The sequence below is a fragment of the Aeromonas sp. 84A genome, from assembly GCF_051919345.1.
Classification (GTDB): Bacteria; Pseudomonadota; Gammaproteobacteria; order Enterobacterales; family Aeromonadaceae; genus Aeromonas; species Aeromonas veronii.
The window spans coordinates 2,688,250-2,705,709 of record NZ_JBQBEW010000001.1; the positions used below are offsets into that span (position 1 = coordinate 2,688,250).

Genomic DNA, 17,460 nt, shown 5'->3' on the forward strand with positions numbered 1-17,460 from the left:
AAAACAGAGAAATCATTAACGGGCCGCCTTGTCCCACAGTAAACGGGTATCGAGCATGCGGGCAGACATCATGGTCAGCACTACCACACCGGCAAAGGCGGTGGCCCCCGGGCCTGCGCGAACACTCAGCAGCACACCACGATCGACCAGTGCCACCATCAGCGAAATCACGAACAAGTCCAGCATCGACCAGCGACCGATAAAATCGATCACCCGATACATCACCAGCTGGCGCTTGCGCCGCACCGGCTTGGCCCGCTGCAACTGCCAGCAGATCCAGCCCAGCCCCAATATTTTGCCCACCGGCACCAGTATGCTGGCGGTGAGGACTATGGTGGCAATCCCGCTCATTTTGCTGCGATAGAGCATCATGATACCGCTGAAGATGGTATCTGACTGCAGTAACCCCTTGTTGTAGAAATGGGTAATGGGCAACAGATTGGCAGGCAGCAACATGAAGGTGGCGAGCGCCAGCAAGCCCCACGACCAGGCGAGGGAGCGGGGAATGCGCACCTGCAACTTGCTGCTGCAACGGGGGCAGACAGCCCCGGCTTGATAACGCACCAGCAGACCGCAGGTATGGCAGCGGCAGAGCCCCATCTCACGGGCGCTGGTCATGTTCCGGCTCCTTTAACGGGATCCGCGCCCAGTAGGGGGCGGGGTCAAACAGGATCAGCAGGGTCATGTTGAGCAGCATCAGAATACCGAGGCTGAGCAAGCCGCCACCGAGGCGCACATCGGCGATGTCGATCAGTTTGAACAGGGCAACCAGCAGGCTGACGATATAGACCTCCAGCATGGCCCAGTGGCGAAACACCTCGACCAGCTTCAAGGTGACGGGAAGAATGTGCCAACGTTTGGCCAGACCCGAAGCCAGCGCAAAGATCCCTGCCAATAACCCCACCGGCGCCAACACGGCGCACCAGAACACCAGGCTGGCCACCCACCATTCTCCCTCGCCAAACAGCACCAGAATACCGCGCAGCAGGTCGGCGTCGGTGTTGACCCCCGCCAGCCGCAGATAGATCAGCGGCTCAAAAAAGGCGGAGGGCAGCAGCAGAAATCCGGTGATGGTCAGGGCCATCAACTGGGAGGGACGAAAGGCATAACGGCCATAGAGATGTTGATGACATCGCGGGCAGTGGGCATGGCAACGCAGCGGCAGTGCTTTGCGCTGGATCAGCAAGTCGCACGCCGGACAGACAATTACGGAACCGGGCTCCATCATACAATTCAACCTGTTGAAGGAATTGGTGAAATTTACCCTAAAACCGGTTTCCTGTCTTGCCTGCGGCCGGAATGTTACGAAAGTATGATTGACGTTAACGTAAACGTGATATTAGATAGCCAGACTAGACAGGTGAAAGGAGTCATGATGTCCAGTTTGTCCCCCTCGGCAGGCCTGCGCTTTCGCACCGCCCTTGCCAATGAACATCCCCTGCAGATCGTCGGCACCATCAATGCTTATATGGCGCTGATGGCCGAGCGCAGCGGTTTTCAAGCCCTCTATCTCTCCGGCGCCGGGGTAGCCAATGCCTCCTACGGCTTGCCGGATCTCGGCATGACCTCCCTCAACGATGTGCTGATCGATGCCGAGCGGATCACTGCTGCTACCCGTGTGCCGCTACTGGTCGATATCGATACCGGCTGGGGCGGGGCATTCAATATCGCCCGCACCATTCGCGCATTCGAGCGAGCCGGGGTTGCCGCCGTCCATATGGAAGATCAGGTGGCTCAGAAGCGTTGTGGTCATCGCCCCAACAAGGCGGTGGTCACGCTTGAGGAGATGTGCGATCGCATCAAGGCGGCAGTAGATGCTCGCGTGAATAGCGAGTTCGTCATCATGGCCCGCACCGATGCACTGGCGGTGGAAGGGATAGAGTCTGCTCTTGAACGCACCGCTGCCTATGTGGCCGCCGGTGCCGACATGATCTTCGCCGAGGCGGTGACCGAGCTTGCCCAGTACGACCAGTTCAAGCTGGCGGCCAAAGTGCCGATCCTCGCCAACATGACCGAGTTCGGCAAAACCGCGCTGTTTGACAAAGAGCAACTGGCCGCCCACGGGGTCGACATGGTGCTCTACCCCTTGAGTGCCAACCGGGCCGCCAATCAGGCCGCCCTCAACGTCTATCAACATATTCGCCAGGATGGCCATCAGCGCGCTGTCGTGGAGACCATGCAGACCCGGGAGTCACTCTACGACTTCCTCGGATATCACCACTACGAGCAGACACTGGATCGTCTGTTTACAGCCAAGGAATAGGAGGCAGCTTATGGGACAGCAAAAACCGTTGGGCGGGGCCGGTCTGCGCGGTCAAAGCGCAGGGGAGACCAGTATCTGCACAGTAGGCAAGAGTGGCACCGGTCTTACCTATCGCGGCTATGACATCAAGGAGCTGGCCGACAGCGCCCAGTTCGAGGAGGTCGCCTATCTGCTGCTCAAGGGGGAGTTGCCCGGTGAGCAGCAGCTTGACGCCTACAAGCGCGAGCTGCGCCGCCTGCGCACCTTGCCCCAGCCGCTGCTGGAAGTGCTGGAACGCATTCCCGCCGATGCCCATCCCATGGATGTGATGCGCACTGGCTGCTCCATGCTCGGCGATCTGGAGCCGGAAGATGGTTTCGAGCATGAGCATGAAGTGGCGGATCGGCTGCTAGCTGCCTTCCCGGGCATTCTGATCTACTGGTACAAGTTCAGCCATGAAGGTATTCGTATCGCCCTCGACAGCGACGAGGAGTGTATCGGTGGCCACTTTCTGGCGCTGCTGCACCAGAAGGCACCGAGCGAGCTGGAGCGGCGGGTGATGCATGTCTCCCTTATCCTCTACGCCGAGCATGAGTTCAACGCCTCCACCTTTGCGGCGCGGGTTTGCGCCTCGACGCTCTCTGACATGTTCTCCTGCATCACCGCGGCCATCGGCACCCTGCGCGGCCCGCTCCATGGCGGTGCCAACGAGGCGGCCATGGCGATGATCGAACACTGGCAGGATGAAGAGCAGGCAAGGCGCGAATTGCTGGCCAAGCTGGCGGCCAAGGAGAAGATCATGGGCTTTGGCCACGCCATCTACCGCACCTCGGATCCACGCAACGTCATCATCAAGGAGTGGTCGGCCAAGCTAGCCGAGGCGGTGGGAGATGATCGCCTCTATCGCGTCTCCTGCGAGGCGGAGAAGGTGATGTGGGAGGAGAAAGAGCTCTTTCCCAACGCCGACTTTTTCCACGCCAGCGCCTATCACTACATGGGGATCCCGACCAAGCTGTTCACGCCTATCTTCGTCTGCTCGCGGGTCACCGGCTGGTGCGCCCACGTGATGGAGCAGCGCGAGCACAACCGGATCATCCGCCCGAGCGCCGATTATGTCGGCCCGGCCCCCCGTCACTTTGTCTCTCTACAACAACGATAAGGAAGTCACGATGTCCGCCAACGTCGACGTCAACCACAGACCAGACCCCGATCAGGTGCTGGTCGATATTGCCGATTATGTCTGCAACCACCCCATTACCAGCGAGGCGGCTCTCGACACCGCCCGCTACTGCCTGATGGACACTCTTGGCTGTGGCCTGCTGGCCCTACGCTTTCCCGAGTGCACCAAACACCTTGGCCCCATCGTACCCGGCACCCTCGTACCCCACGGCGCCCGGGTGCCCGGTACCCAGCTCTGCCTCGACCCGGTCAAGGCGGCTTGGGATATCGGCGCCATCATCCGCTGGCTCGACTACAACGACACCTGGCTGGCCGCCGAGTGGGGTCACCCATCCGACAATCTGGGGGGTATTCTCGCCACTGCCGACTGGCTCTCCCGTACTCGCGTGGCAGAGGGCAAGGCACCGCTCACCATGAGCGATGTGCTGGTGGCCATGGTCAAAGCCCACGAAATTCAGGGGGTGCTGGCGCTGGAGAACTCCTTCAACCGGGTGGGTCTCGATCACGTGGTGCTGGTCAAGGTCGCCAGCACCGCCGTGGTGACTCACATGCTGGGTGGCACCCGTGATCAGGTGATCGATGCGGTCTCCCAGGCCTGGGTCGATGGCCAGAGCCTGCGGACCTACCGTCATGCCCCCAATGCGGGTTCCCGCAAGAGCTGGGCGGCGGGGGATGCCACCTCGCGCGCGGTGCGCCTCGCCCTTATCACCATGAGCGGCGAGATGGGCTATCCCGGCGTACTGAGCGCGCCCAAGTGGGGCTTCTACGACGTGCTGTTCAAGGGCAATCAGTTCGCCCTGCATCAGGGGTACGGCAGCTATGTGATGGAAAACGTGCTGTTCAAGATCTCCTATCCCGCCGAGTTCCATGCCCAGACTGCGGTAGAGTGCGCCATGAAGCTGCACGGTCAGGTGAAGGGACGGCTGGAGGAGATCGACCGTATCGAACTCACCACCCATGAGTCGGCCATTCGCATCATCAGCAAGGTCGGCTCCCTCAACAACCCGGCCGATCGGGATCACTGCCTGCAGTACATGGTGGCGGTGCCGCTCATCTTCGGTCGCCTGATTGCCGAGGATTACGAGGACGATGTTGCCGCCGATCCCCGCATCGACGCGCTACGCGGCAAGATGGTGGTGCAGGAGGATAAACGCTACAGCCGCGAATATCTGGAGGCAGACAAGCGCTCCATCGCCAACGCCATCCAGATCTTCTTCAAGGACGGCACTCACACCGCCAAGGTGGAGGTGGAGTATCCAGTCGGCCATCGCCGTCGCCGGGAGGAGGGGATCCCGCTGCTGGTGGAGAAATTCCAGCACAATCTGGCCACCCGCTTCCCGGCCAAACGGGTCAACGACATTTTGGCCCTCTGTCAGGACGGGCCGCGCCTTGCCGCCACCCCGGTGCACGCCTTTATGGATCTGCTGGTGATCTGACCGGTCTTGCATTGGCCAACATATCGGCAAACAGTGATAAACGAAAAGCGGGCTCATCGGCCCGCTTTGTTATTCTGGCGGCTTATCCCTCGATAAGCCTTACCCCAGCGCACGGCTGTCGCCGTTAAAGAGCGCCGTCATGATGGCCGTCTCGCGACTGGCGATGGTTTCGAGAAACTCGTTGGCACGCCCCATCTGATGACACACCTGATAGCCGCGCTCGACAAAGGAGAAGAGCTCGCCAAGCCCCGCCAGATGGGCGGGCCCTGACACCAGCTTGAGGGTCGCCCCCAGCAGTGGCTTTCTCGCCAATCTGTCCAGCGTCATCCCAAGCTCGCTCACCAATGCAATCTGATGTTCCCGGCGCGCCTGTTCACCCACGGCACGATAGGCGATGGTGTAATGGTCCTGCGTGATGGGAGCTATGCCATCAATGCGCCGCAGCGCCACCACCATCAGATAGTCCAACTCTTCGGAGAGGGCATCAAGCTCGATCGCCTGCGCCAGCACCTTGAGACCGGACTCCGGCAACAGCCGCTCGGCGGTCGGCATCACCCGCATCACATCTGCATCGCGGCGGGCGCAATCCCCCGGGCCATAGAGATCGGTCAGGAAAAACTCGGCGGCAGGGCCGTAGCGGTCACTCTCCAGCAGATCACGATGGGTCCGCCCCAACCGGTCGGCCTGCCACTGGCGCAACAGGTCCCGATCCTGCTGATCTTCCGGGTGAGCACGCATCTGCTCGCGCAAGGCTGCAACCCGCTTGAGCTGGCGGTAGAGCCGACCCAGGGTGCTATCGTCGTCGTGGGCATGTTCTTGATGCGTCATCTACAGCTCTCTGGCCTTGGGCCCATTGATGGGTATTCGGTGATACGAAGATACAAGTGAATGAAAAACAAGCAGCTTTTGCTGACCGTTCCGTGACAAGTGTAGCGCGCACGAGGGAGGGAATAAATGCCATGCCCCGCTGATGGCCTGCATCCCTCTCGACTCTGTTAAGTGAGTCCCATTTATGTGAACCATCCTTTCATTTGTTGTGAACATGTGTTTAATATCAATAACTAACTTATGACCCAGAGTAACGACCATGTTCTTCAACTCGCTCGCTGGCCGCAGCGCACTCTCTATCATTCAGATCAGCCGTCAGCATCCGCTGGGATTGGCCGCCGCCCGGCTCGCGGCAGAAGCCATCGCCGCGGACATGAGCGAGAGCTATCAACTCGATTGCGAATGGGCAGATGAAGAGGAGACCGAGCTTCGTTTTCGCGGCTCAGGGGTACATGGCACTCTCACCCTGGACGATGAAACCCTGGAACTGGAAGTGCATCTTGGTTTGATGCTGTTGCCGGTACGCAGCGTACTGGAGCAAGAGATCCTCGATTATGTCGACAATCGCTTACCTTGCCCCAAACGTGTTTGAAACTTTTCGTTGTACTGGCTTTAAATAAACCAGCTGTAGACGATGGCTGTTTGAAATAAGTTGGCAAGCCATATGGTTTGTCAGATTTATTATTCGGCGAGGTCTTGATTCTATTTTGTAAGTAATCTTTCATCTTTATTTCATATTTCGAGTCGGCACTCATTAATGTCATTCTGATTGCATCAAGCCTTCATCCGGATATGAGGGAAGGAGCAATTTGCCGCCTCGGTAAATTCATTTTGTAGGGAAACAACCATGCCACTGAGTGAATTTATCTCCTGCGTCGATACCGCCTGGTTACGCATGGACAGACCCAACAACCTGATGCAGATCATCGGTGTCCTGATGTTTGAAGGAGAGCTTGATGAAGCGCGTCTGCGGGCCGGATTACGCCATACCATTTCGGTGCAACCCCGCTTCCACCAGCGGGCCGTGCTGGAGGGGGGCTCCTACTACTGGCGCCATGATCCCGATTTCGATCTCGATCAGCACCTCAAGCGAGTGATCCTGCCGGGTGAAGCAGGCAAGCTGGAGCTGGAGAAGCTGGTGGCCGATCTCGCCTCGACGCCGCTCAACCACCAGCGCCCCCTGTGGGATATGCACCTGACCGACACGTCGCTGGGTGGACAAGCGCTGGTGGTGCGCATTCACCACGCCATGGGCGACGGCTTCTCGCTGGTGCGGGCCATGCTGACCATGATGGATAACACCCCGGAAGGGGCGCCGCGACCACCGTCACCGGAGCCACTGGATGACAGCGATGACGAGGATGAGGAGGATTGCCACCAGGGCAGCCGTCTGGTGCGGGCCGGTCTCAAGCTGACCGGTAGCCTCTGGTCCAAATATGTCGAAGTGGTCACCCATCCCACCAAGGCGGTGGATTACCTCAAGACCGGGCGGGATGTAGCGAGCGAGCTGTGCAATATCGCCACCCTCGGTGATGATTCACCCTGCCGCCTGCGTGGCAAGACCACCAGCACCAAGCGGGTGGCCTGGTCGGAGCAAATTGATCTGCCGGATATCAAGGCAGTGGGCAAGGTACTGGGCTGCTCGGTCAACGATCTGCTGATCGCCGCCACTGCAGGGGCGTTTCGCCACTACCTGCAGGAGAAGGGGGATGATGTCAACAAGGTCAAGATCCGCGCCCTGGTGCCAGTCAATATGCGTGCACCGGACGATGAGGGGGCACTTGGCAACCGCTTCGGACTGGTGGCCCTGGACTTGCCACTTGATGTTGAACACCCGTTACAGCGGCTCTATACCGTACGTGACCGGATGCAGGCGCTGCGCACCTCGCTACAACCCGTGGTAGTGCTCAACCTGTTACATGCCCTTGGCATGGCCCCCAATGCGGTGCAGCAGCAGGCCGTCGAGCTGCTCACGGCCAAGGCCACTGCAGTGATCACCAACGTGCCCGGCCCGCAGCAGACCCTCTATCTGGCTGGAGCAAAATTGCGTCAGCCGCTGTTCTGGGTGCCGCAATCGGGCGATATCGGCGTCGGCGTCTCCATCCTCTCTTACGATCACAAGGTGCAACTGGGCCTAATCACCGACAAGAAGCTGGTACCGGATCCGGATCGGGTGGTCGAGCGGTTTGCAGTGGAGTTCGAGCAACTGCTGTTGCTGGTGCTGATGGAGCCGGAGCTGTTGTTCGACCCGAACGGCCTTGATGCGCTGCTGGGTTGAGCGTGCACTTGAGCGACCGGTGACGACGTAGCCAACCGGTCAGCCCCCATCATAAAAGAGGCCAACCCGCGGGTTGGCCTCTTGTTTTACTACCTCTTAGTGGCAGGAGTGGCGGTTAATCCTCCAGCTCTTCCCGCGCCGCCTCCACATCGAGGCGCTCCATGGCATCCATGGGTTCGCACTCGGCCGCTTCAGCATAGAGGGCTTCGGCTGCTTTCAGGCGGCTCTTGCCGTGCAGCATCACCTGAGCGTTGGCGTACTCCATGCGAGCGATAGCCGATTCGGGGATCAGCGCCAGCGCCTCCTTGAAGTGACGCTCGGACTCCTCCTTCTTGGCGCCATAGGTGAGGCCGCCGATCATGGCCCCCAACTTGTCGACGATCTCGGCGTGCCAGGCGCCAAAGGCAATATGGGCCTCGGCGTGATCTGGCGCCAGCTCCAGCGCCTTCTCAAGGCTTGCCTTGATCTTGTCGCCAATGCCTTGCGAGAGGGCCTTGGAGATGGAGATCACCTGGCTGTAGCGCCCGAGGGCCAGAGCGTGGAAATACCAGGCGTTGGCGTTCTTGGGTTGGCGCTTTTGCAGCTTCTCGGCATGGCTGGCCGCCCGCTCGAAGGCGGCGCGCTTGGCATACTTGTCTTCCAGCAGATAGCTGGCGTGGATCACCAGCGCCTTGTTTGCCACATTGAGGCCCGCCTCACCGGCCGCTTCGCCAAGGGCGACGGCCCGGGCAAAATCCCCGGCATGATAGGCCCGCCAGGCATCCTGTACCTGCTCATCCTCGGGCCAGGGTTCGGCATCCCCCTGATGGAGACGCTCCCAGTTGTCCGCCAGCTTCTGGCCAGCATACTCATAGGCCGCATCCGCGTAGGGGAAGGGGACAAATTCGAGTTGTGAAGTGGTCATGCTTGTTCTCCCTGTAGCATGTGAATCAAACCTTGTCGGTGTAGTGGTGGGCGAGGGCGCCCAGATGAGCGCGGGCATCGGCCCGCAAATAGGGTGCGACCAGTTGCATCACCTGAAAGACGCCGAGGGCGATATCGGCGTCCGCCTTGGGGTACAGTGCCCGCTGGTAAGAGATCCAGAATGTGCCCACCAGCGCCACATTGGCCGCCAGCGTGCGCATCTGTTGCGCCGTGCCCTCCATCAGCCCGACCGTTTGCAGATGGTTGCAAATGGCGATGGCGGTCTGCTCCTTGCGGCGCAGCAGGGCGGAAAAGCGCTGTTCCACCTGATGATAACCACTCATCAGGGTCGCGATATCGTAGTAGAGGAAACGGTACTGCCAGATGGCTTCAAACATCAGGTGGAGAAAGAGCCAGATATCTTCGGGCTCATCGGACGGGGTGCTGACCGCCTCCAGCAGGCGATCCATCTGCTGTTCAAATTCGCAGAACAGGGCGTTGACGATCTCCTCCTTGTTGTGGAAGTGATAGTAGAGATTGCCCTGGCTGATCTCCATCTCGGCCGCAATGGCCGAGGTGGTGACGCTGGGTTCCCCTTGTCGATTGAAGCAGGCGAGGGCAGTGATCAGGATCCGCTCCCGGGTACGGCGTTTGGGTTTGCGATCCATGCTACTCCTTTGGTGATGAACGGTGCACGCCGTGGCGATAGCGTTTGGCAAGCCAGTGCTGCAACTGCTCCAGCGACTTGTCGAGGGCGGCAACCGAGCCAATGCCGGGGGCCAGCAGGGTGCGATCTTCATCGGCCAGCGCGGCCAGATTGAGCTCGAGGCCATGCTTGGCCAGCACCGGCGCCAGCTCGTCACGACGCTGCCAGAGATCGCGACGGGTATGCTGGTAAGCGTGCTCGCAGAGGCGACGACGATCCCGGTAACTGAACACATTGGTGAAGAACATCTCGCCATCGGCAGAAGAGGGCTCAAACAGCAGGGCGTCGGCGTCGGGATATTGGTGTCTGTAGCGATCCATCCCCACATGCATGCGGGAGTGGATGATGGCGCGAAAAGTCTGGGCCAGCACCACCGGCAGACCGCTGTCCACCAGATTGGTCGGCGCGCCGGCGGCCATGTCCGCATCATAGGGCACCAGCGGATTGATGCAGAACACCAGATCCGCCCCCTCTTCCAGCGCTACCGAAGCGTGCAGAGTCTTAATCAGCGCCCCGTCCACATAGTAACGTCCGTTAATCAATGAAGGGGGAAAGAGGCCGGGCAGAGCGGCCGACGCCTGTACCGCCGCCGAGATGGGCACGTCATCGAGCCCCGGGCTACCGAAGGCGACCGGATGGCCGGTGTCGAGTTCGGTGGCGACCACAAACAACCGACTGCGCAGCTGGCGGAAATCGTTGCTGCGACCGGGACGAGAAAAAAACTGGGTCAGGGTGCGATCCACCCCGCGGTTGTCGAACAGTCCGGTCGGAATGGCCTTGGAGAGCCCCTGCAGCGATTCAAACAGGCTGCGCTTCCAGGGCGCCGCCAGATAGTAAGTCAGGCTCTGCCACGCCAGTGGCGGGATCGAGGTCAGGCGGTCGGCATATTCACGAAAGGCGGGTCGCAGCAAGGTGGCCGGGTCAAACATCTCCCCCGAGTCATCGCTGAGCAGGATCCGTACCAGCTTAGCCGGCGAGATACCGTTGGCCAGCGCCGATGCCACTACGGCCCCCGAGCTGACGCCAACATAGATATCGGCATGGTCAAGGCGCAGGCCGTTGATGCTGTCAGAGAGGGCTGCGCAGGCACCGATCTCGTAGATGCCGCCGAGCGGCCCGCCGCCAGCAAGGGCAATTGCGATGGTACTCATAGCGTCGCCTCTCTATCCATGACATTCACCATGACAAGACCGGCCCAGCGCAGGGCATGGGCCGGTATCAATCACCTTCCGTCACCGCGAGGGATCAGGGCAGGACGCTCTCTGCTTTGGCCTTCACCTCTTTCACCGCATCTTCCGCAGCGGAGAGGAGATCGGCGGCCTGCTCAACCACGGCCTCTTTAGCCTTGGCTACCGGTGCCTTCTTTACCGGAGGCTTGCGGGCAGCGGGCTTTTTGGCGGCAGCCGGTTTGGCTTCTGCGGCCGGGGTTTCCTCTTCCTGTGCATCCAGCAGTTGCTGGACCACGTCGGTCAGCTCGGCCATGCGCTTGGAGAGCTTGTCGATATCCTTGCGGGTCGGAATGCCGAGGCTGGCCACAGCGCGGGCCACGCGATCTTCAAACACCTGCTCCAGACGGCCCCAGGTATTGGCGGTCTTGTCGGTCACCGCGGCAATCTTCTCATCTGCGCTCTGACGGGTTTTGGCCTGCAATGCTTCCCCTTCCTGCACCAGGGCTTCAAAGATCTTGCCACCCTCTTCCTGCGCCTTGGCATAGGCACCCAGACCCGCCAACCAGATCTGCTGGGTGGACTCCTTGATGGTGGAGGTGAGTTGGTTGTCGGTCACTGACCCTGCCAGCGCTTTCAATTTCTTAGCCATGATCTTCTCCTTGAATAACGACAGTTAAATGTAATGGCGACAACGAAACTGCAATCGGGTTGTGGCATTACTGATTTTTCAACTTCAGTCTAGGGAGAAAAAATAGAGGGTTCTACCTAATAACGGAACAGGCACACCACCGAAATTAGGGTTTGCTCACGAACCGACAATCAAATTGCGGATTCCCATATGAATCGTGATATATCTAACAACCTAGTAACACCCTAATCAGTAGCAGGATTCTCTTTATGAACTATTTCATTACTGGCGGTAGTGGTTTTATCGGGCGTCGATTGATCAAAAAGTTATTCCAACAGCATCCCGACTGTATCGTCTATTTTCTGATGCGCGCCTCTCATCAGGATAAATTGCCGGAGTTATTTGCATTCTGGAATGTGGATGAATCGCGCGCAGTCCCGGTTTTTGGCGACATGACACAACCGCTGCTGGGGGTCTCGGTCGAGATGCAGGAGCAGTTGATCGGCAAGATCGACCACTTCTTCCATCTGGCGGCCATCTATGACCTCAACGCCAAGGCAGGGATCCAGCAGCAGGTCAACACCGAAGGGACCCGTCAAGCCGTTCAACTTGCCGAGCGGCTGGGGGCGGGGCAGTTCCACCACTGCAGCTCCATCGCTGCAGCGGGCCTGTTCGATGGTCTGTTTCGCGAGGACATGTTCGATGAGGCCGAACACCTCGACATGCCTTATTTCCAGACCAAGCACGAAGCGGAAGGGATTGTGCGAAACGAGTGCACAGTTCCGTGGCGAGTCTATCGACCGGGGATCGTTGTCGGTGACTCCAACACCGGCGAGATGGACAAGATCGACGGCCCTTACTACTTCTTCAAGACCATCCAGAAGCTGCGCCGTCTGCTGCCGCCCTGGATGCCCGCCATCGGAGTTGAGGGCGGGCGCATCAATATCGTGCCGGTCAACTTTGTGGTCGATGCCATGGTGCATATCGCCCATCAGGAGGGAGAGGAGAACAAAACCTTCCACCTGACCGACCCCAACCCGATGCGGGTCGGCGATATGCTGAGCACCTTCTCCCGCGCCGCCCATGCGCCGGAGCCTGCGATCCGCATCAACGCCTCCCTCTTTAACTTCATTCCCCGCCACCTGACCGCCATGCTGATGACCATGGCGCCGGTGCGCCGTATCCGCGATGCCGCCATCGCCGATCTGGGTCTGCCCAAGGATGTGTTCCGCCTTATCAGTTACCCCACCCGTTTCGACAGTCGCGAAACTCAGCGGGTACTGAAAGGGACCGGCATCGAAGTGCCGCCGCTGCACAGCTACGCCTGGCGGCTGTGGGATTACTGGGAACGTCACCTCGACCCGGAGCTCTTCATCGATCGCTCCCTGCGTGGTCGGGTAGAGGGCAAGGTGGTGCTGGTGACCGGGGCCACCTCCGGCATTGGCCGTGCAACCGCGCGCAAGCTGGCGGGGGCGGGGGCCAACGTCGTTACCATCGCCCGCGACGAGCAGAAGATTGCCGAGACTAAAGCGGAGTTTGCCGAGCTGGGGCTGACCATCGAGATCTATCAGGGGGATCTCTCCAATCTGGCGCAAGCCGAGGAGATCACCGCTCGCATCGTGGCCGATCACGGTGGAGTCGATATTCTGGTCAACAATGCCGGCCGCTCCATCCGCCGTTCCATCGAGGACTCCTTCGATCGCTTCCACGATCTGGAGCGCACCATGCAGCTCAACTACTTTGGTGCGCTCAAGGTGATCATGGGGGTACTGCCCACCATGATCGAGAAGAAAAAAGGGCACATCATCAACATCTCCTCCATCGGGGTGTTGACCAATGCGCCGCGCTTCTCCGCCTATGTTGCCTCCAAGTCGGCCCTCGATGCCTGGGTGCGTACCGCCGCCTCCGAGTTTGCCGACAAGGGGGTCAGCTTCTCCATCATCAATATGCCGCTGGTGAAAACGCCGATGGTCGCGCCGACCAAGGTCTATGAGCAGGTGCCGATGATGACGCCGGAAGAGGCGGCTGATCTGGTGTGCGATACCATCATCAACAAACATGTGCGACTGGCCACTCGCCTCGGGGTGTTTGGTCAGGTGGTGCATGCCCTGGCACCTCGCGTTGCGCAGGTGATCATGAACACCAGCTTCCGCACCTTTGCCGATCCCAAAGATGGCGACAAGTCCAAGGCGACCGCCGATCAGGTTGCCGTCTCGACCCTGATCAAGGGGATCCACTTCTAACCGGATGATGGGATAAAGAGATCAACAGGGGCCTGAGCAATCAGGCCCCTGTTTTATTTGGAATAACAGTTGAAGGACGAATAAGGAGGATCAGACTCGGGACAGCAGATCAAGCACCAGATCAGTCGTGCGACGGGAGTAGAGCAAAGAGAGATGGCCAATGGCGGGCAACTCGATATCCTCCATTCCCACCAATCGTTGCCGCTCTTGCGGCATCACCACATTGTCGTGACTGGTGCGCACTGAGATGCCGGGCACGCAAAGCGGCACAGAGGCAAAACGTTGCAACCAGCCGGAACCGGGCTCCATCTCGCGGGCATTGGCCCCAAGCCCAAGGGCGGCCAGCTGACTCCCCTGATGAGGCGTAGCCAGAGTGATCAGGCGCGCGACCTTGTCACCACCATGGATAGCCAGATAGTCGCGGCAGACCAGCCCCCCCATACTGTGGCCGACCAGCACCAGCTTGTCAGCCCCGGTCTGCGCCAGCACATCGTCAATCCGGGTGGCCAGCAGCGGCACCATCTCATCGATATGACCAAATGGTGGCATCAGGGTAATGGTGGCAACCACATGGCCTGCGGCCTCCAGTCGGGTGCGCTGGGTGCGCCAGATACCGCGGCTGCAACCGTAACCATGTACCAGCAATACGGGACGCTGGCATGGACGCAGCCGATCGGGTGCCATCAACAAAGGCTCGAACGGTAACAACAAGGTGAAGGTGTAAAGGTAGGCCAGCATCTCCTGCGCCATCATCTTCACCCTGCGCCAGGGGCCGATAGCCGGGGAGGGGTAGAAGCGGGTAAACAGCCAGCTGCCGAGCACCACCAGACAGCGCAACCCAAGCAGGGCAAACACCACAAACAGCAGGGTCAGCAACCAGGGGAGTCCCACGACCAAGTGGGCGATACTCCCGAGGAGCAGCACCTCTACCATCAGCAGGATAAACAGGTGTCGTACGATCGTCATAAGGCCATGATCCGACCAGTCAGGCGTGGAAGTCAAATGGCACTTTGAGACAACTTGATCCAGCGCGGCTTTTGTCGCTAAACCCCGGCGAACTCTTTTCCGGTGAGGTTATTTGCAATACTGTATATCCATACATATACTCTATCCATCATCACCAAGAGGAGGCCATCATGGCTGTCGAGATCAAATATGTGGTTGTTCGTGGGGGAGTGGAAAAAATGACCTTTGCCAGCAAAAAAGAGGCCGATGCCTATGACAAGCTGCTGGATACGGCCGATGAGTTGATGACCCTGTTGGCTGGCGCCCCGATCGAGCTGGCGCCAGAGCAGCAAGAGAGTCTGGCATTCTACCTGGCAGAGCAGCGCGATGTGCTGCAAACCCTGCTGCGCGGCGGCAAGGTTCAGGCTGGCACGAAAGAGGAAGAGACTCCAGCAGCCAAGCGCAAGGAGAAGCCACTCAAACAGGTGGCCTGATGGCACAGACCTTATTTCTCGGGATAAACAGCTCGCAGCATTCACTTTATTTGCATTTAAAACCATTTTTACGGCTATTTACCCCGAGAATTTTTTAACAACGACGCATATCCCATGCATAACTGAATAGCGTGCACCACTGAGCGACACCAGCCAGATCTATGAGGAAATAATGAGCAAACAGTGGAGAGAACGTTATCCAGATCGCTCCCGGTTACCTTAATCAGCAACAACAAGAGGCAGTACCAATCCCAATAGAAGCCGCATTCATGTATCACGAGCCCTTTTCTAGCAACTCGGCTCACAGGCTCATATCGATTCATCTCAGCATCAACAAGCAACACCATGACTCAACAACCATTATCCTTGCCGCCCGCCATGCCGCTGTTTGACAGCCTTATCTATCTGGAGGCCGGTAACCCACAGGTCAATCAGTACCTTGCCAACCTCAGCCTCAACGATGTGCCCGATGCCGGGCTGGTTTACGAACTGGCGGTCGATTGGCTGCTAGAGCAGCGCAACAGCGAAAACAACTACAAAACCTATCGCAGCGAACTGACCACTTTTTTACACTGGTGCTTTCGCGAGGCGGCCATCAGCCCGAAAGATCTCACTCGCCGCATCATGATCCGCTATCTCGACTACTGTCAGTCGCCCCCTAAAGAGTTGATCGCCTATCGCAACGTGGCGCAGTTTGTCCTCGACAAGGAGTGGGGAGAGCGGTTGCCTAATCCGCAATGGCGACCGTTTCTCGGCAAGCGGGAGCTGGGCCGCACCTTGCCCTATCGTCTTAGCGAGCAGGCGATGAAGACCAAGCTCGCCATCCTGTCGGCCTTCTTCCAGTTCCTGATCCAGGAGGAGTACATGGACAGGAATCCCGCTCTGCTGCTGCAGCGGGTCAAACGGCCGCAACAACAGGAGGCCGATGATCAGGTGCAGGCCTTCAGCGAGTTGCAGTGGTCATACGTGATGCAGGCTGCCGATACCCTTGCCAACGACCATCCGGAGCAGCACGAGCGCAGCCGTTTTCTCACTATTCTGATGTACGCCTGCTATCTGCGGATCTCTGAGGTTGCAGCCCGGCCGGGCTTTACCCCTGTGATGGGGCAGTTCAGACGAGATCGCAAAACCGGCGTCTGGGGCTACTTTATTCCGCAAAGCAAAGGGGGCAAACGGCGTACCGTAGCGGTATCCCAAGCGCTGTTGGCGGCACTCGAACGCTACCGCCGTTTCCTCGGTCTCTCTCCCTTGCCGACACCGGATGAACAGACGCCACTGTTCGTTCGCCATAAAGCGGCAGCCCACGGCCGCGAGCAGGGTGAACTAAACGCCAACCTGGGAATTCGCCAGCTACGGGATTTGATCATGGTGATCATCGGTAAAGGTGCAGAATTGGCAGAGCAGGATGGATTTGCCCAGGATGCAGCCGAAATGCGGCAACTCTCTCCCCATGCAATCCGCCATACCGGGATCACCCATGACATCAATCTGCACGGGCGGCCGCTCTCACACGTACAGGCCGATGCAGGACATGACAGCATCGACACCACTTCGAAATACCTGCACACCAGCAACAGTGAACGACATGAGAGCGCCCAGCAAAAGCCGCTGGACCGACTGAACCAACAAGTGAGAGATAACGTTCACAAAAGCTAACGAACAAGGTGACATGACCTTGATTTGTATTGACTGCTCTTAGAAAACAGAATGGCTTGTTTGGGGTGTCATAGAAGTTGGCTCGGTAATGTTGTACTTCTCTGGATAACAATCGGTTCAGGAAATATTTTTGGCTCACATGGATGATTAAGAACAGGCACCTTCTCATCTGCGGCATAGATATTTATCGCGTAACAGAGAAGCAAAAAACGAAATTGCTTGCTGAAACACCGAGACCACCTGATGCCGAAAGCTAAGTAACATGCCGGAAGCAATCATATTCGGTTTGAACAGCGCCTTGTTATCACACTTGCATATACAGTCATCATTGGTGATATTGATGTCAATATTAATGAGATACCAAGGAGCAGGTATGCAAGTGGCAGTGGTGGAAAAGACCTTCAGGATCGTTGGCAAAGGGTCGCTCATGGCCCAGTTCACCTTTATCTCTTCAGGCACGCTGCATATCTGGTTTCCGGATGTGGGCCTGCAGATGGAGGCCCACTGCAAAGAGTTGCGTATCGAAGATTGCACCATTATCTATACCAATGGCCTCCATCACGGCCAGCCCAGAGCACTCTGGTCCTTAACCCTCCATCCCGATGATATGAACGAGCTCAAACGCATATTGCAGCAGTTCAACAGCAACCTCTACTTGACCTGCCAGCCACCCACATTGGCCATCACCAAGCGTGCCTTGAACATGAATTGACCCAACTTCCAAAAAGAAATGCAAAATACTATTCAAGCCGC

The 17,460-nt window shown here is 58.5% G+C and carries 17 protein-coding genes; 9 read left to right on the forward strand and 8 right to left on the reverse strand.

From position 1 onward, the window contains the following. Nucleotides 1-15 precede the first annotated feature (15 nt). Both ACTG20_RS12220 and ACTG20_RS12225 read right to left on the reverse strand, forming a co-directional pair. Nucleotides 16-618 carry a paraquat-inducible protein A gene (locus tag ACTG20_RS12220; RefSeq protein WP_005333132.1) on the reverse strand — a complete coding sequence of 201 codons (603 nt, stop codon included), beginning with the start codon at nt 616-618 and terminating at the stop codon, nt 16-18. Then, nucleotides 602-1,228: a paraquat-inducible protein A gene (locus ACTG20_RS12225; RefSeq protein ID WP_194494767.1), complete on the reverse strand. Its 627-nt coding sequence runs from the start codon at nt 1,226-1,228 to the stop codon at nt 602-604. Before ACTG20_RS12225 ends, ACTG20_RS12220 begins: the two co-directional genes overlap by 17 nt. A gap of 147 nt (nt 1,229-1,375) precedes the next feature. On the opposite strand from ACTG20_RS12225, the gene prpB reads away from it, so the two are divergent. Genes prpB through ACTG20_RS12240 form a run of 3 tightly spaced genes read left to right on the forward strand, consistent with a single transcriptional unit; the run spans nt 1,376 to nt 4,857 of the window. Then, complete coding sequence (gene prpB, locus ACTG20_RS12230; RefSeq protein WP_194494817.1) at nt 1,376-2,263, forward strand: methylisocitrate lyase; 888 nt, start codon at nt 1,376-1,378, stop codon at nt 2,261-2,263. Nucleotides 2,264-2,273: 10 nt separating this feature from the next. Then, the gene (gene prpC / locus ACTG20_RS12235) at nt 2,274-3,401 is read left to right on the forward strand and encodes a bifunctional 2-methylcitrate synthase/citrate synthase (RefSeq protein ID WP_194494766.1); all 1,128 of its coding nucleotides are present in this window, start codon (nt 2,274-2,276) and stop codon (nt 3,399-3,401) included. A gap of 10 nt (nt 3,402-3,411) precedes the next feature. Next, a complete protein-coding gene (locus tag ACTG20_RS12240) occupies nt 3,412-4,857 on the forward strand; it encodes a bifunctional 2-methylcitrate dehydratase/aconitate hydratase (RefSeq protein ID WP_439987686.1) in 1,446 nt (481 codons plus the stop codon). Nucleotides 4,858-4,956: 99 nt separating this feature from the next. Here the strand turns inward: ACTG20_RS12240 and ACTG20_RS12245 are convergent, their stop codons facing one another. Then, entirely contained in the window at nt 4,957-5,685 is a 729-nt protein-coding gene (locus ACTG20_RS12245) for an FFLEELY motif protein (RefSeq protein WP_439987687.1), read from the reverse strand. Nucleotides 5,686-5,944: 259 nt separating this feature from the next. Here ACTG20_RS12245 and ACTG20_RS12250 point away from each other — a divergent pair, with 259 nt between their 5' ends. Continuing rightward, on the forward strand, nt 5,945-6,277 hold the full coding sequence (locus ACTG20_RS12250; protein ID WP_194494763.1) for a polyhydroxyalkanoic acid system family protein: 333 nt from the start codon (nt 5,945-5,947) through the stop codon (nt 6,275-6,277). Nucleotides 6,278-6,532: 255 nt separating this feature from the next. Further along, complete coding sequence (locus tag ACTG20_RS12255; protein WP_439987688.1) at nt 6,533-7,963, forward strand: wax ester/triacylglycerol synthase family O-acyltransferase; 1,431 nt, start codon at nt 6,533-6,535, stop codon at nt 7,961-7,963. A gap of 115 nt (nt 7,964-8,078) precedes the next feature. Here ACTG20_RS12255 and ACTG20_RS12260 read toward each other — a convergent pair whose 3' ends face one another. The 4 genes from ACTG20_RS12260 to ACTG20_RS12275 form a co-directional block, all read right to left on the reverse strand. Beyond that, a complete protein-coding gene (locus tag ACTG20_RS12260; RefSeq protein WP_194494761.1) occupies nt 8,079-8,867 on the reverse strand; it encodes a hypothetical protein in 789 nt (262 codons plus the stop codon). 25 nt (nt 8,868-8,892) lie between these two features. After that, the gene (locus ACTG20_RS12265; RefSeq protein WP_194494760.1) at nt 8,893-9,534 is read right to left on the reverse strand and encodes a TetR/AcrR family transcriptional regulator; all 642 of its coding nucleotides are present in this window, start codon (nt 9,532-9,534) and stop codon (nt 8,893-8,895) included. A 1-nt stretch (nt 9,535) separates the two neighbouring features. Beyond that, nucleotides 9,536-10,723: a patatin-like phospholipase family protein gene (locus ACTG20_RS12270; protein ID WP_194494759.1), complete on the reverse strand. Its 1,188-nt coding sequence runs from the start codon at nt 10,721-10,723 to the stop codon at nt 9,536-9,538. Between the two features lie 94 nt (nt 10,724-10,817). Continuing rightward, nucleotides 10,818-11,390 carry a phasin family protein gene (locus tag ACTG20_RS12275; protein WP_194494758.1) on the reverse strand — a complete coding sequence of 191 codons (573 nt, stop codon included), beginning with the start codon at nt 11,388-11,390 and terminating at the stop codon, nt 10,818-10,820. Between the two features lie 248 nt (nt 11,391-11,638). Here ACTG20_RS12275 and ACTG20_RS12280 point away from each other — a divergent pair, with 248 nt between their 5' ends. Continuing rightward, nucleotides 11,639-13,612: an SDR family oxidoreductase gene (locus tag ACTG20_RS12280; protein ID WP_021230119.1), complete on the forward strand. Its 1,974-nt coding sequence runs from the start codon at nt 11,639-11,641 to the stop codon at nt 13,610-13,612. A gap of 90 nt (nt 13,613-13,702) precedes the next feature. Here ACTG20_RS12280 and ACTG20_RS12285 read toward each other — a convergent pair whose 3' ends face one another. Then, entirely contained in the window at nt 13,703-14,578 is an 876-nt protein-coding gene (locus ACTG20_RS12285; protein WP_439987689.1) for an esterase/lipase family protein, read from the reverse strand. Nucleotides 14,579-14,748: 170 nt separating this feature from the next. Between ACTG20_RS12285 and ACTG20_RS12290 the strand changes: the two genes are divergently transcribed. From ACTG20_RS12290 to ACTG20_RS12300, 3 genes are all read left to right on the forward strand, one after another. Next, nucleotides 14,749-15,051, forward strand: coding sequence for a YebG family protein (locus ACTG20_RS12290; protein WP_042055032.1), 303 nt, complete (start codon nt 14,749-14,751; stop codon nt 15,049-15,051). 378 nt (nt 15,052-15,429) lie between these two features. Further along, nucleotides 15,430-16,707, forward strand: coding sequence for a tyrosine-type recombinase/integrase (locus ACTG20_RS12295; RefSeq protein ID WP_194494816.1), 1,278 nt, complete (start codon nt 15,430-15,432; stop codon nt 16,705-16,707). Between the two features lie 373 nt (nt 16,708-17,080). Beyond that, entirely contained in the window at nt 17,081-17,419 is a 339-nt protein-coding gene (locus tag ACTG20_RS12300; protein WP_181222366.1) for a hypothetical protein, read from the forward strand. Nucleotides 17,420-17,460: the final 41 nt, after the last annotated feature.

Excerpts from the sequence above, each read along its gene's own strand:
- ACTG20_RS12270 (WP_194494759.1), bottom strand. The coding sequence starts at position 10,723 with ATGAGTACCATCGCAATTGCCCTTGCTGGCGGCGGGCCGCTCGGCGGC.
- ACTG20_RS12225 (WP_194494767.1), bottom strand. The coding sequence starts at position 1,228 with ATGATGGAGCCCGGTTCCGTAATTGTCTGTCCGGCGTGCGACTTGCTG.
- prpC (WP_194494766.1), top strand. The coding sequence starts at position 2,274 with ATGGGACAGCAAAAACCGTTGGGCGGGGCCGGTCTGCGCGGTCAAAGC.
- ACTG20_RS12265 (WP_194494760.1), bottom strand. The coding sequence starts at position 9,534 with ATGGATCGCAAACCCAAACGCCGTACCCGGGAGCGGATCCTGATCACT.
- ACTG20_RS12285 (WP_439987689.1), bottom strand. The coding sequence starts at position 14,578 with ATGACGATCGTACGACACCTGTTTATCCTGCTGATGGTAGAGGTGCTG.
- ACTG20_RS12290 (WP_042055032.1), top strand. The coding sequence starts at position 14,749 with ATGGCTGTCGAGATCAAATATGTGGTTGTTCGTGGGGGAGTGGAAAAA.
- ACTG20_RS12280 (WP_021230119.1), top strand. The coding sequence starts at position 11,639 with ATGAACTATTTCATTACTGGCGGTAGTGGTTTTATCGGGCGTCGATTG.
- prpB (WP_194494817.1), top strand. The coding sequence starts at position 1,376 with ATGTCCAGTTTGTCCCCCTCGGCAGGCCTGCGCTTTCGCACCGCCCTT.
- ACTG20_RS12250 (WP_194494763.1), top strand. The coding sequence starts at position 5,945 with ATGTTCTTCAACTCGCTCGCTGGCCGCAGCGCACTCTCTATCATTCAG.
- ACTG20_RS12295 (WP_194494816.1), top strand. The coding sequence starts at position 15,430 with ATGCCGCTGTTTGACAGCCTTATCTATCTGGAGGCCGGTAACCCACAG.
- ACTG20_RS12255 (WP_439987688.1), top strand. The coding sequence starts at position 6,533 with ATGCCACTGAGTGAATTTATCTCCTGCGTCGATACCGCCTGGTTACGC.
- ACTG20_RS12275 (WP_194494758.1), bottom strand. The coding sequence starts at position 11,390 with ATGGCTAAGAAATTGAAAGCGCTGGCAGGGTCAGTGACCGACAACCAA.
- ACTG20_RS12240 (WP_439987686.1), top strand. The coding sequence starts at position 3,412 with ATGTCCGCCAACGTCGACGTCAACCACAGACCAGACCCCGATCAGGTG.
- ACTG20_RS12300 (WP_181222366.1), top strand. The coding sequence starts at position 17,081 with ATGCAAGTGGCAGTGGTGGAAAAGACCTTCAGGATCGTTGGCAAAGGG.
- ACTG20_RS12245 (WP_439987687.1), bottom strand. The coding sequence starts at position 5,685 with ATGACGCATCAAGAACATGCCCACGACGACGATAGCACCCTGGGTCGG.
- ACTG20_RS12220 (WP_005333132.1), bottom strand. The coding sequence starts at position 618 with ATGACCAGCGCCCGTGAGATGGGGCTCTGCCGCTGCCATACCTGCGGT.
- ACTG20_RS12260 (WP_194494761.1), bottom strand. The coding sequence starts at position 8,867 with ATGACCACTTCACAACTCGAATTTGTCCCCTTCCCCTACGCGGATGCG.